Below are 12,547 nucleotides of genomic sequence, written 5' to 3' on the forward strand. Positions count from 1 at the left end.
TACTGACAGTCTCATTTTGCCTCGGGGAAGGCCGCGCATGAATGCACGAACCGGATTGACCGCCCGGGAGATCTGGACGCTTTTCGTGGTGTGCTCGGGCGTGGCCCTGGTCATCGCCGCGATGGCTGCCCTCAATTCGGCCCTGCCCGCCATCGCCCTCGACACCGGTGCCACCCAGGGCGAACTGACCTGGATCATCGACAGCTACACCCTCACCCTGGCTGCGCTTCTGCTGCCCGCAGGTGCGCTGGGCGACCGGTACGGCCGCCGCGGGGTGCTGCTCATCGGTCTGGCGATCGTCGGCATCGCCTCCCTCGGACCGATCTGGCTCGACTCCCCCACCTGGATCATCGCGTTCCGCGCATTCGCCGGCGTCGGCGCCGCCTTCATGATGCCCGCGACGTTGTCGCTGCTGGTGGCCACATTCCCGCCCGAACATCGTGCTCGCGGTGTCGCGATCTGGGCGGGCGTCGCCGCGATCGGCGGCATCGCGGGCATGGTCATCTCCGGCCTGATGCTCGAGCACTGGTCGTGGCAGTCGATCTTCGTCGGGTTCGCCGTCGGCGCGATCGGACTGTTCGTGGTCACCTGGACCATCCCACCGTCGCGCGCCGAGCACCCCCCACGGATGGACGTGCCCGGCTCGTTGCTGTCGGTCGGCGCGGTCGGCGGTTTCGTCCTCGGCATGCTCGAAGGTCCGCTCCGCGGCTGGTCGGACCCGCTGCCGGTCACGGCTCTCGTGATCGCTGTCGTGTGCGGAACGGCATTCGTCGTGGTCGAGTTGCGCCGCGCGGAGCCCCTGCTCGACGTGCGACTGTTCGGCAATCGCGGGTTCAGCGCCGGGTCACTGTCCATGACGCTGCAGTTCCTCGCATCGTTCGCGATGTTCTTCCTCGTCGTGCAGTACATGCAGTTGGTGCGAGGATTCAGTCCGCTGATGTCCGGGATCGCGCTGGCTCCGATGGTGATACCGGTGATGGGAATGTCCGCGGTCGTCCCGTGGCTGCTCCCGCGTGTCGGACTGCGCTGGCTCAGCGTCGTCGGCTTGAGCCTGACGGGAGTCGGGATGTTCGCGTTCGCGACCATCGACGCCGACAGCGGGTACTGGACCACGGTGTGGTGCCTGATGATCTACGCGTTCGGCCTCGGCCTCTGCACTGCACCGGCCACGCACGCGATCGTCGAGAACACCCCAGACGACAAACAGGGCGTCGCGTCCGCCGTCAACGACACCACCCGTGAGGTCGGCGCCGCCATCGGGATCGCGCTGGCGGGCAGCCTGCTGGCCTCCACCTACAGCCGCGAGATCGCGCCCGCCGTCGACGCGGTCCCCGAAGCGGCGAAGGAACCGGTCGGATCGTCCCTCGCGGCCGCACTCGAAGTGGCGAAGATGGCCGGTCCGCAGGGGGAGCAGCTCGCCGACTTCGCGCGATCGGCGTTCATGGACGGGATGTCGAACGCCGCCTACGTGCTGGGTGGGATCCTGCTCGTCGCCGCCGTCGCTGTCGGCTTCTGTGCGCCTGCTCGCCGCGCTTCCGCGCCCGTTCCCGAGGAACCTGCCCTCGTCGACTGAACCCAGGCAGGCTCGCCGAGCACCGCCCGTATCAGGGACGCCGAAACGACATGCCCTAGTAGTGCGCGGGCTCGCGCTGGGGAGAGCCGAGACCGACGCGGCGCACCACGATCGTCGCGACCGGCGTCAGGGCCACTGCGAAGGCGAGTGCGATGCACGAGCCGAACACCAGCCCCGCGGCGACGTCGTGCGGGTAGTGCACCCCGCTGACGACCCGGGAGAAGCCGACGATCACCGCGGTGACGCAGGCGAGCACGGACATCCACGTCCGACGCGCCGCATAGCCGGCGAGGACCACCGCAGTGGCGAGGGCCGCAGAGATTCCGGAATGGTTACTGGGGAACGACCAGTCACCGAGCGGTGGGCACTCCGAGAGTGCGTGCACTCCCGGGAGTGCGGTGCAGGGCCGTTCCTCGGTGACGACCGACTTCACGGCGAGAGTCGCCAGGGCCGATCCGGCCGCGCCTGCGCCCGCGGCCAAGCCGACTGCGAGGGTGCGGGTGTCACCGCGACCCCACCACAACGACACCGCGAGCATCAGCGCGAGGGCGACCAGGCCCGCTTCCGCGACGAGATCGCTGACGGTCCCCGCGCCTGCAGGCCAGGACGCGGTGACGGCGTCGACGTCCCGATAGAGGGAGCTCGACCAGCCGATGACGGGGTTGCTCGCCATGTCGGCCGGACCGAACACGGCGAGGATGCCTGCAGCAACGATCAGGGCGGCCAGCCCGAGGGGCCAGTGCCGGGGTAGGAGGCGGGTACGCACGGGCGGAATGTACGGGGCGAAGCTGGCAGGAGACTGAGAGGGCCGGTCGGCGCAACCCCGGACCGGTGAACACCGGTGAAACAGCCGGGCATCTCGTGATCGCCACGATCGACGGACAATGGCATCCATGACGGCCCGGCCACTTCCGGATTCGGCGGCGACCCGCGCCAGGATGAGTGCGCAGCGTCGCCGCGACACCGCGCCGGAGTTGGCGTTGCGGAGGGAGCTGCATCGCCGTGGTCGCCGGTACCGGGTCGACCGGGCACCCCTTCCCGGAATGCGCCGGCGCGCAGACCTCGTGTTCTCGCGGGCCCGGGTCGCGGTGTTCGTCGACGGCTGCTTCTGGCATCGCTGCCCGCGGCACGCCACGTCGCCGAAGAACAACGCCGCGTGGTGGGCCACGAAACTGGACGGGAACGTCGCCCGCGACCGCGACACCGACGATCGGCTCGCCGCGGCGGGCTGGACCGTGGTCCGGATCTGGGAGCACGAGGACCCGGTGACGGCCGCCGATGCGGTGGAGGCCGCACTTCACCCCGCACGGAACGATCGGTGAACATCGAGAAAACTCGGAGCGAATGCAAAGTTACGTCTAGTGTAAATGTGTAACTGTCCCCTCCCCTCCGAGGTGTCCTGTGCCCTTCCCGTCCACCAACGTCTCCCGCCGAGCATTCCTGGTCGGCGCCACCGCTCTCTGTGGGGCAGCGCTGTTCCCCGCAGGCGCGAACGCCGCACCCCTTTTGCGTCAGGCACCCGACGCCGGACCGGGACTGATCCGGAACCCCGAGTTCGGCAACGGCGTGATGGCCGGTGTTCCGCGCACGGACGGTGCCACGTTGTGGACTCGGGTCGGGGCCGGTAGCGCGGCAGGCAGCAGCGTCTCCACCGGCAGTGCAGGGAGCAGTGCCACCGGAGGCGAACTGGCGCTGATCGTCTCGGCGCGAGAGGACCTGTCCAGTCCCGTCATCGCCGAACGCGTGCAGGTGTCGGGCGATGCCGACGGCACGGTGCACTTCGACGCAACCGGGTTGGCGCCCGGCGAGGCGTACTACTACCAGTTCCGCGGTGACGGCGGCGAGTCCCCGGTCGGACGGTTCCGGACGCTGCGGCCCGCCGACTCCAACGAACCGGTCCGCATCGGCTGGTTCACCTGTCAGGGCTTCGAGGAGGGCTACTACGCGGCGCACCGGCACCTCGCCGCGGAGGACCTCGACTTCGTCGTCTGTCTCGGCGACTACGTGTACGAGTTCACCAAGCCCGGCGTCCGTGGGGTGGAGAGCAACGCCTTCCCTCAGACCCTCGACGCCATGCGCGACAAGTACCGCAGATACCGCACCGACGCCGACCTGCGAGCGATGCACAGCAGTCACGCGTTCGTACCACTCTGGGACGACCACGAGTTCCGCAACAACTACAGCAAGGACGGCTGGACGTTCCCCGTCATCTCGCCGATCGAGGGCGCGATCGGCTTCCAGCAGAAGAAGCAGCAGGCGTGGCAGTCGTGGTTCGAGCACATGCCCGTCCCCCGATTCGCGGGCGACCCGACCCGCACCTACCGGTCGCTGCGCGTGGGCCGCACCGTCGAACTGTTCGCGCCCGACACTCGCCAGTACCGTGACAAGCAGGGATGCGGCGACTCCCTCGACCACATCGTCTGCGCGGATGCCGACGTCGCGGGCCGGACGATGCTGGGTGCACAGCAGAAGCAGTGGTTCCTCAATGGACTCACCACTTCGGACGCCCGGTGGAAGGTCGTCGCGAACCCGAACATGATGATGGGCATGGTCGTCGAGGACCAGGGCACCCGCGCGTACATGGACACCTGGGACGGCTACGGGGCCGAACGCAACGAAATTCTCTCCACTGCAGCACAATCCGTCGAGAATCTCCTTCTTGTCACCGGCGACGACCACGACGGCTGGGCGGGCGAACTGTGGGACACCGGGTTCGCTCCCGGAACTCCGAGCGGCGCCCAGGTGAACGCGCCCGGGACCCGGCGCGCGGGCGTCGAGTTCGTCGTTCCGTCGGTGACGTCCTCCAACACCGGCGACGGCGGCTACACCAGCAGCGGCGTCGACACGAGCGGGGCCAGGGCCGAGGAAGCGAGCCGTCTCGCGAAGAACCCGCACCTCAAGCACGCCGACATGGTCGCGCACGGCTACGGGATCCTCGAGGTCGACGCGAGCGAGGCACGGTTCGCTTTCCGTGCCGTCGACAAGCTCAACCCGAACTCGGGCGTCGAGACATCCAAGGCGATGCGCGTCGAGTCGGGGACGTCTGTGCTCGACAACGCCTGAGCGGATGATCTACTGGCGCGATGGGTTTCACACGCGCCGAGTTGGAGTCGTTCCGCGACGCCGCGGTCCCGGACCTGATCGGGCCAGGATGCCGACTGCTGTTCGTCGGCATCAACCCCGGTCTGTGGACCGCGGCGACCGGAGCGCACTTCGCCCGTCCCGGCAACAGGTTCTATCCCGCGCTGCACCGCGCGGGCATCGTGCCGCACCGCATCGACCCGAGCGCCGGGATGTCCGACGCCGACCGGGACCTGTTGCTCAGCCGCGGGATCGGGATCACCAACCTCGCGCCACGCGCCACCGCCCGGGCCGACGAACTGACGGCGTCCGAGCTACGCGAAGGCCCCGAGCGACTGCGTCGGGTCGTGCGCTCGACGCGTCCCGCCGTCGTCGCGGTCGCCGGGGTGACGGCGTACCGCACGGCATTCGGGCTTCGTCAGGCATCGACCGGGAGACAACCGAACGATCTCGAGGGCGCGGCACTGTGGGTGGTGCCGAACCCCAGCGGCCTCAACGCGCACGAGACCGTCGACACCCTCGCCGAGTGGTACCGCCTCGCCGCCGTCGACGCAGGGGTGCTGTAGCGGACCGCCATCCGACCAGCGAAATCCCCTGCGCACACGGATACTGCAACGTGCACATAGGAATTGCGCGCACAACACCCCTGCGCGTACTCCACAACCTGTGTGCACAGGTTGTGGACAGGGCCTAACCCCAGCGGGACTGGCCACCGTCGAGGGGAACAGTGGCACCGGTGAGGTACCGGGAATCCTCGGAGCACAGGAACACCACAGCGCGGCCGATGTCGGACTCCGGGTCGCCGACGCGGCCGAGGGGGATGCCCGCGACGAAGGCCTCCGCCTCCTCGGGGTTCTTGTCCATCCACCACTGCAGCGCAGGCGTCATCGCATGCGGGGCAACGTTGTTGACGCGGATGCCGTCACGTCCCCACTCCGCCGCGGCCGCACGGGTCAGGACGCGCGTGCCCTCCTTGATGGACCCGTAGACGCCGTAGTTGCTGGCGTCCCACCGCACGGACGCCGAGGTCACCAGGTTGACGACCGACCCGCCGCCGCGCGCGACCATGTGCGGGTGGCATGCCCGCATGAATCGCAGCGTCGCAAGCGGTCCGGACGCGAACGCCCGCTCGAAGTCCGCGTCTACGACGTCGAGCAGCTTGCCGGGCTTGGAGTCGTTGGCGTTGTTGACCATGATGTCGACACCGCCCAGCTGGTCGACGGTGGTCGCGACGGCGGCGTCGATGTCGTCGGCGGCCGAGACGTCGCAGCGCACGGGGATCGCGCGCCCGCCGAACTCCTCGATCTCCGCGACCGTCTTGTGCAGTTTCGACTCGGTTCGGCCCGCGACTGCGATCGCCGCGCCCTCCTTCGCCAGTGCCAGCGAGATGCCGCGGCCGATGCCCTGGCCTGCGCCGGTGACGATCGCGACCTTTCCGTCGAGGATGCCCATGTTCGTGCTCCGATCAGATTTCGGGGTGGGTGGCCAGGTAGCGGGCCGGGTACTCGCCGCCGCCGTGGACGGCGATGTCGGCGCCGTTGACGTACGCCGACAGCGGTCCGGCGAGGAACAGGCAGGCGCCTGCGATGTCCGACGGCACCGCCATCCGGCCGATCGGCAGGGTGCGGGTGACCGCGGCACCGCCGTCCTCGCCGTACACCGACGCCGCGGCCTCGGTGCGGATCAGTCCGGTCGTGATGTGGTTGACGCGGACCTTCGGCGCCCACTCCAGCGCGAGTGCCTTCGTCAGCATCAGCAGGCCTGCCTTCGCCGCGGAGTACGCGGCGGTGCCGGGTTGCGGGTCGTGCGCCGACACCGAACCGATGTTGACGATCGCGCCGCCGGTGTCCTGCTGCTGCATCACCGCGTTCGCGGCCTGCGCAACGTAGAAGGGCGCCAACAGGTTCAACGCGACGATCTTGTCGACGAACCGGGGCGAGACCGTCGCGGCGTCCGCGTCGGGTGAACCGCCCGCGTTGTTGACCAGAACGTCCAGTCGGCCCATCCGTGCGTGCGCAGCATCGACCATCGCCTTCACCGCGTCGGCGTCGCGGACGTCGACGGAGACGAAATGTGCTCGGCGACCACCGCTCTCGATCTCACTGTCGGGGGCACTGCGAGCACAGACGGTGACGTCGGCTCCGGCGGCGAGGAACGTCTCGGCGACGACGCGGCCGATGCCCTTGGTGCCGCCGGTGATCAGCACCGCCTTACTTGCGAAGTCTGCCGGATTGTCCATGCCTACGCCTCGAATCGGGCGTGGGCGCCGGTGATCGCGCCGCCGACCTCGAAGTCGACGCCGCCGTCCCCGAGCCAGCCGCGGAGCGGCAGCGTGTCGCCCGGAAACATCGGGGCGGCAAAGCGTCCCGACAGCTGTGCCAGGTCCGCGGGGTGTGAGCCCAGTTCGCGGGCCAGCGGCAGCGTGCTCGCCGCCAGGGTGCACAGTCCGTGCATGATCGGGCGGGGCTGCCCGATCACCGCGGCGGCGACCGGGTCGATGTGGATGTGGTGCATGTCGCCGAGCAACCGGTAGAGCGCCGTCTGGTTCCCGGCGGTCACCAGGTCCGTGGTCACGGTGGGATCGCCGGACGGGCCCGCGGGCTTCGACGGCCCTCTCTCACCGCCGAATCCTCCGTAGCCGGGCGCGAACAGCGACCATGTCGCGACGAAGTAGTCGCTCTCGACGACCACCTCGAACACGGCGGCGGCCCCCTTGTCCCACACCTCACCGACACGGGCCGACAACGCGATCTCACCGGAGCGCGGCAGCGGGGCGAGCACCGTCAACTCCTGCGAGCCGTGCAGCGCGGTCTTGGTGTCGAACGCGCCGCGCGAGCCCAGTTCGTCGGGCGCCCACTGCGCGAGTGTCAGCGCGAATGTCGGCAGCACCCGCAGCCGGTCCTCCATCACGAGGTCCAGGTCGGTCGCCTTCGCACCGACGGCGAGCGCGTAGAGGATCGCGTCGCGTTCGGTGTAGCTCACGGTCCGGGTGCCGAGGTCGGTGCCCCGCCAGCTTCCCGCATCCAGAGTCGTTGTCATCAGGCTGCTCCCAGGATCAGACCGCTCGTGGGAACCGCGGTTCCCGCCGTGACGATCACGTTCTCGACGTTGTCGGGTTGGTTGGTGGACGTGCCGCGGACCAGTCGGACACCTTCGGCGATCCCGTTGACGCCGTGCAGGTACGCCTCGCCCACCTGACCACCGTGGGTGTTGCTCGGCAACCGGCCACCGATCTCCAGGTTGCCCGCGCGGATGAAGTCCTTGGCCTCACCGGGGCCACAGAATCCGAGCTCCTCGAGCTGCGGGAGCACCAGCGGGGTGAAGTGGTCGTAGAGGATCGCCGCATCGATCTCGTCCGGCGTCAGGCCGGCCTGCGCGTACAGCTGGCGTCCGACGAGTCCCATCTCCGGGATGCCGGTGATGTCGGGGCGGTAGTAGCTCGCCATCATGTGCTGGTCCTTGCCACTGCCCTGCGCGGCGCCCTTGACGATCGCGGGCGTGTGGCGCAGGTCCTTGGCACGTTCGGCCGAAACGACGACGAGGGCCTGACCACCGTCGGTCTCCTGGCAGCAGTCGAGCAGGTGCAGCGGCTCGGCGATCCACCGGGAGTTCTGATGGTCCTCGAGCGTGATCGGTTTCCCGTGGAACCATGCTGCGGGGTTGTTGGCGGCGTGCTTACGGGCGACCACCGCGACCCGTCCGAAATCCTCACTCGTCGCACCGTATTGGTGCATGTAGCGTCGAGCGAACATCGCGACCCACTGAGCGGGAGTCGAGAGGCCCTGTGGGGTGAGCCAGGCGTACGCCGCCCGATCGGCCGTGCTGTCCATCGGGCGGTCGTGCTGACCCAGGCCGAAACGCATGCCGGAGCGTTCGTTGAACGCGCGGTACACGACCACGACCTCGGCGACACCGGTCGCGACGGCCATCGCCGCCTGCTGCACCGACGCGCACGCGGCGCCGCCGCCGTAGCCGATGCGGGAGAAGAACTTCAGCTCCCCCAGCCCACAGTTGCGGGCGACGAGGATCTCGCCGTTCGTCTCCATCGTGAAGGTGGTCAAGCCGTCGACCTCGGACGGGTCGATGCCTGCGTCGGCGAGGGCCGCGGTGACAGCCTCGCACGCGAGCTGCAGCTCGGTGCGACCGGAATTCTTGGAGAACTCGGTGGCACCGATACCGACGATCGCGGCGGCACCGGAGAGCGGACTGACGGCCATCAGACGTCCTTCCCTTCGCTGGCGGGGTACGACACGGTGACGGTTCCGGACAGATGATTGCCGAGGCTGTTCGCACCCACGACCTTCACCTCGACCAGGCCGTCGTCCTTCGCGACCACCTCACCGGTCATCGTCATCGTGTCGCCCGGATAGTTCGGGGCACCGAGGCGGATCTTCACGCGGCGCACCGCCGCATGCGGTCCCGCCCAGTCCGTCACGAATCGTCCCGCCAGCCCGTTGCTGGTGAGGATGTTCATGAACACGTCCTTCGAACCTCGCTCGCGCGCCAGATCGGGGTCGTGGTGCACGTCCTGGAAGTCGCGGGTGGCGAGGGCCGTCGCGACGATCAGCGTGCGCGTCAGCGGAATCGCCAACTCGGGAAGCACGTCACCGACCGCGATGTCGTCGTAGCCGCGGCCGGTCCGATCGATCGTCGCGGTCATCCGGCGACCTCGACCCCGGCGGCGAGCTGGGCACCGAGACGCGCCAGATCCGATGCCGACCCGCCGAGGGTTGCACCGATCTGCTTGCCCCACAACAGGTGCCGGTGCACCGGGTAGTCGGTGTCGACACCCATGCCGCCGTGCAGGTGTGTGGTGCGGTGCACGACCCGCTGACCGCCGTCGGTGGCCCACCACTTCGCCACGAGGACGGAGGTTCCGGGATCCGCGCCGTCCGCGAGGTTCTGCGTGGCCTGCCACAGGGTGACGCTCATCGCCTGGAGGTCGATGTAGCAGTCGGCGAGTTGGTGTCCGACCGCCTGGAACGTCGCGAGCGGACGCCCGAACTGGTGCCTGCCGTTGAGGTAGGTGACGGCCTGCTCCACGGCGCCGGAACCCACTCCGATCTGGATAGCGGCGAGAGCCAGCTCGACGCGATCGACCAGCCACTGCGCGGTGGTGCCGTCGGCCGGTCCGAGAAGTTCGGCGGGCGCGGACTCGAGGGTGACGTTCCCGCAGATCGTCCAGTCGGTGGACTGGGTCTGCTCGATCGAGACACCCTCGGCGGCAAGGTCGACGACGAACAGCGCCGCACCGGTCTCGGTTGCGGCCGAGACGATCGCGCGATGCGCGACGTGGGTGATCGGGACGACGGCCTTCGCTCCCGTGAGCGTCCACCGGCCGTCGGTCTCGGTCGCCGTGGTCCGCGGTGCGTCGGTGTAGGGACCGAACTCCTCGAGCCCGACCGTCAGGAATTCGCTGCCGTCGGCGACACCGGGAACCAACGCGGCGCGCTGGGCGTCCGTGCCGAACTCGGCGACCGCGAGCGCGGCCGCCGTCACCGGCCAGATCGGCACCGGCGCAACGTGCCTGCCCTGCTGTTCGAGCAGCACGTACAGCTCGGCCAGCCCGAGGCCACCGCCGCCGAGATCCTCGGGCAGCGCGATCCCGAGCAAGCCCGTGGTGGCGAGTTCACGCCACAGGTCGCGGTCGATCCGCTCGTCGCTCCGCTCGACCTCCTTGACCCGGTCGATTCCCGCCTTGCTGGTGAACACCTCGCTTGCGAGGGTGCGAACGGCTTCCTGCTCTTCGCTGAAGGTGAAGTCCATCAGTACTCCTCACGTGCGGCCGGCCGGAACGCGGGCAGCGTCAGATCCGGGTCGGCGTCGATCCAGTCCAGTTCCACCGGCATGCCGATCTCGACCTCGTCCGGTGCGACGCCCGTCATGTTCGCGATCAGACGGGTGCCCTCCTCGAGTTCGATCGTCGCGACGACGAGCGGGTACTCGAATCCGGGGATCTGCGGGTGGTGGTTGACGACGAAGCTGTAGACGGTGCCGCGGCCCGAGGCGTCGACGGTGTCCCAGTCCAGCGACCGGCAGGTCCCGCACATCGGTCCGGTGGGGTGACGCAGCGTGCCGCAGGCCGTGCAACGCTGGATCACCAGACGGTGCTCCTTCGCGGCCTCGAACCAGAACGCGTTGTCCGCGTTGAGGGCCGGGCGCGGACGCAGCCCCTTCGGCTTGCCTGCCGCCTTCGGTGTGAAACGCAGTGTGCGCCAGCGCTGTGTCGCGACAACGTCTCCGCCGCCGTTGCAGTACGTCTTCAGTGTCGTGACGAAGTGCCCGACGCCGAGTCCGGTGGTCTTCTCCTCGGAGATCGACTCGATCACCTCGGTGAGCGACACCCGGTCACCGGGACGGAGTTCGGCGAAGAACTCGAAGTCCGAGTCGGTCGCGACGACCGAGGTGAATCCGGCGGTGTCGAGGGTGCCGATCAGGTCGGTCCACACCTGCGACGGGTCGTTGTTCGCCATCTTGTCGGCGAAGGTGCGCATCGTCCACACCTGCGTCATGAGTGCGGGCGCGACGGCGCCGTCACGACCGGTGGCGCGGGCCGCGTCGTCGTCCAGGTGGATGGGGTTGGTGTCACCCATCGTCTCCACCCAGTGCCGGATCATCGGCGTGTTGACCTCGTCGGGCCCCCACGTCTCCGGGGTCAGGGTCTTGCCCTCGAATGCCTTGAGGGTGGTGAGGAAGTCGCTCACTTGACCCTCTTCTCCCGGACCAGACCGAGGCCCATCGTCGCGACCATGTCGCGAAGGACCTCGTTGACGCCGCCGCCGAAGGTGTTGACCATGCCCTGCCGCGAGATCTGCTCGATCTGCCCGGCCAGCAGGGCACCCGGCGACTCGGGACGGATACGTCCGGCGGCGCCGAGGATGCCGAGCAGCGTCCGGTACACGTCGATGTGGGTCTCGGTGCCGTACGCCTTCGTGGCGCCCGCGTCGGCGCCGGACAGGGTGTCGGCGGCGACGGCGGCCGTCATCTTCCAGTTCAGCAGGCGCATGGCCTCGAGCTTGGCGTGGGTCCGCGCGAATTCCTGCTGCACCCAGGGAATCTCGATGGCACCGTTCTCCTTGGCCCAGTCGAGGACCTGATGCCACAGTCCGTAGGTGCGACCACCGATCGCGGCGAGCCCGATGCGTTCGTGGTTGAGCTGGGCGGCGATCAGCTGCCAACCGCCGTTGACGTCGCCGATGACGTTCTCGTCGGCGACGCGAATCCCGCTGTAGTACGTCGAGGTGACGGTCAGGCCGCCGACGGTGGGGATGGGTGACCACGAGAATCCCGCGTCGTCGGTCGGCACGACCATGATCGAGATGCCCCTGTGCTTCGGGGCGTCGGGGTCCGTGCGGCACGCGAGCCACACGTAGTCGGCGGTGTTCGCGCCGGAGGTGAAGATCTTGTTGCCGTCGATCACCCACTCGTCGCCGTCGCGGACGGCGCGGGTCTTGAGCGAGGCGAGGTCGGTACCGGCCTCCGGCTCGGTGTAGCCGATCGCGAAGACGATGTCACCGGACAGGATGCCGGGCAGGAAGCGGGCCTTCTGCTCCTCGGTGCCGTATTTCATGAGGGTGGGTCCGACGGTGTTGACCGTGACGAACGGGAACGGCAGTCCGGCGCGCTGCACCTCGTCGAAGAACACGAACTGTTCCTCGATGGACCGGCCCTGTCCGCCGTACTCCGTCGGCCAGCCGATGCCGAGCCAGCCGTCCGCGCCGAGCAGGCTGACGACCTCCCGGAAGTGCTCGCCACCGACGCCCTGCTCGCCCGCCGTGCGCCGCTTCTCCTCCGGCAGCAGGCCCGCGAAGTACGCGCGCAGTTCCCGTCGCAGCTCCAGCTGCGACGCCGACTCCCTCAACTCCATCGCACATCTCCCATTCCTGGCGTTCC

The 12,547-nt window shown here is 68.9% G+C and carries 13 protein-coding genes; 4 read left to right on the forward strand and 9 right to left on the reverse strand.

Annotated elements, in window-relative coordinates:
• Positions 1–37: 37 nt before the first annotated feature.
• Positions 38–1,573, forward strand: a complete 1,536-nt coding sequence (locus FFS72_RS00790) for an MFS transporter (protein WP_137872151.1) — start codon at positions 38–40, stop codon at positions 1,571–1,573.
• Positions 1,574–1,628: 55 nt separating this feature from the next.
• On the opposite strand, the gene FFS72_RS00795 is transcribed toward FFS72_RS00790, so the two are convergent.
• Positions 1,629–2,339: a phosphatase PAP2 family protein gene (locus FFS72_RS00795; protein WP_171018501.1), complete on the reverse strand. Its 711-nt coding sequence runs from the start codon at positions 2,337–2,339 to the stop codon at positions 1,629–1,631.
• A 127-nt stretch (positions 2,340–2,466) separates the two neighbouring features.
• On the opposite strand from FFS72_RS00795, the gene FFS72_RS00800 reads away from it, so the two are divergent.
• From FFS72_RS00800 to FFS72_RS00810, 3 genes are all read left to right on the forward strand, one after another.
• Positions 2,467–2,895: a very short patch repair endonuclease gene (locus FFS72_RS00800; RefSeq protein ID WP_137872153.1), complete on the forward strand. Its 429-nt coding sequence runs from the start codon at positions 2,467–2,469 to the stop codon at positions 2,893–2,895.
• Positions 2,896–2,974: 79 nt separating this feature from the next.
• Positions 2,975–4,636 carry an alkaline phosphatase D family protein gene (locus FFS72_RS00805; protein WP_137872154.1) on the forward strand — a complete coding sequence of 554 codons (1,662 nt, stop codon included), beginning with the start codon at positions 2,975–2,977 and terminating at the stop codon, positions 4,634–4,636.
• Between the two features lie 20 nt (positions 4,637–4,656).
• The gene (locus FFS72_RS00810; RefSeq protein ID WP_137872155.1) at positions 4,657–5,220 is read left to right on the forward strand and encodes a mismatch-specific DNA-glycosylase; all 564 of its coding nucleotides are present in this window, start codon (positions 4,657–4,659) and stop codon (positions 5,218–5,220) included.
• Positions 5,221–5,344: 124 nt separating this feature from the next.
• On the opposite strand, the gene FFS72_RS00815 is transcribed toward FFS72_RS00810, so the two are convergent.
• From FFS72_RS00815 to FFS72_RS00850, 8 genes are read right to left on the reverse strand one after another with little or no spacing between them, the layout of a single operon-like run.
• On the reverse strand, positions 5,345–6,106 hold the full coding sequence (locus tag FFS72_RS00815; protein WP_137872156.1) for an SDR family NAD(P)-dependent oxidoreductase: 762 nt from the start codon (positions 6,104–6,106) through the stop codon (positions 5,345–5,347).
• A 13-nt stretch (positions 6,107–6,119) separates the two neighbouring features.
• Positions 6,120–6,893, reverse strand: coding sequence for an SDR family oxidoreductase (locus FFS72_RS00820; RefSeq protein ID WP_137872157.1), 774 nt, complete (start codon positions 6,891–6,893; stop codon positions 6,120–6,122).
• A gap of 2 nt (positions 6,894–6,895) precedes the next feature.
• Positions 6,896–7,693 (reverse strand): MaoC/PaaZ C-terminal domain-containing protein, encoded by a 798-nt coding sequence (locus FFS72_RS00825; RefSeq protein ID WP_137872158.1) that lies wholly within the window; start codon positions 7,691–7,693, stop codon positions 6,896–6,898.
• A complete protein-coding gene (locus FFS72_RS00830) occupies positions 7,693–8,871 on the reverse strand; it encodes a lipid-transfer protein (RefSeq protein WP_137872159.1) in 1,179 nt (392 codons plus the stop codon). Before FFS72_RS00830 ends, FFS72_RS00825 begins: the two co-directional genes overlap by 1 nt.
• Complete coding sequence (locus tag FFS72_RS00835; RefSeq protein WP_137872160.1) at positions 8,871–9,314, reverse strand: MaoC family dehydratase; 444 nt, start codon at positions 9,312–9,314, stop codon at positions 8,871–8,873. Before FFS72_RS00835 ends, FFS72_RS00830 begins: the two co-directional genes overlap by 1 nt.
• Complete coding sequence (locus FFS72_RS00840; protein ID WP_137872161.1) at positions 9,311–10,420, reverse strand: acyl-CoA dehydrogenase family protein; 1,110 nt, start codon at positions 10,418–10,420, stop codon at positions 9,311–9,313. Before FFS72_RS00840 ends, FFS72_RS00835 begins: the two co-directional genes overlap by 4 nt.
• Positions 10,420–11,358, reverse strand: coding sequence for a bifunctional MaoC family dehydratase N-terminal/OB-fold nucleic acid binding domain-containing protein (locus FFS72_RS00845; protein WP_137872162.1), 939 nt, complete (start codon positions 11,356–11,358; stop codon positions 10,420–10,422). The genes FFS72_RS00840 and FFS72_RS00845 overlap by 1 nt, the downstream gene beginning before the upstream one ends.
• Complete coding sequence (locus FFS72_RS00850; RefSeq protein ID WP_137872163.1) at positions 11,355–12,521, reverse strand: acyl-CoA dehydrogenase family protein; 1,167 nt, start codon at positions 12,519–12,521, stop codon at positions 11,355–11,357. The genes FFS72_RS00845 and FFS72_RS00850 overlap by 4 nt, the downstream gene beginning before the upstream one ends.
• Positions 12,522–12,547: the final 26 nt, after the last annotated feature.

It is taken from the genome of Rhodococcus sp. Q, from assembly GCF_005503035.1.
In the GTDB taxonomy this organism is placed as follows: domain Bacteria; phylum Actinomycetota; class Actinomycetes; order Mycobacteriales; family Mycobacteriaceae; genus Rhodococcus_G.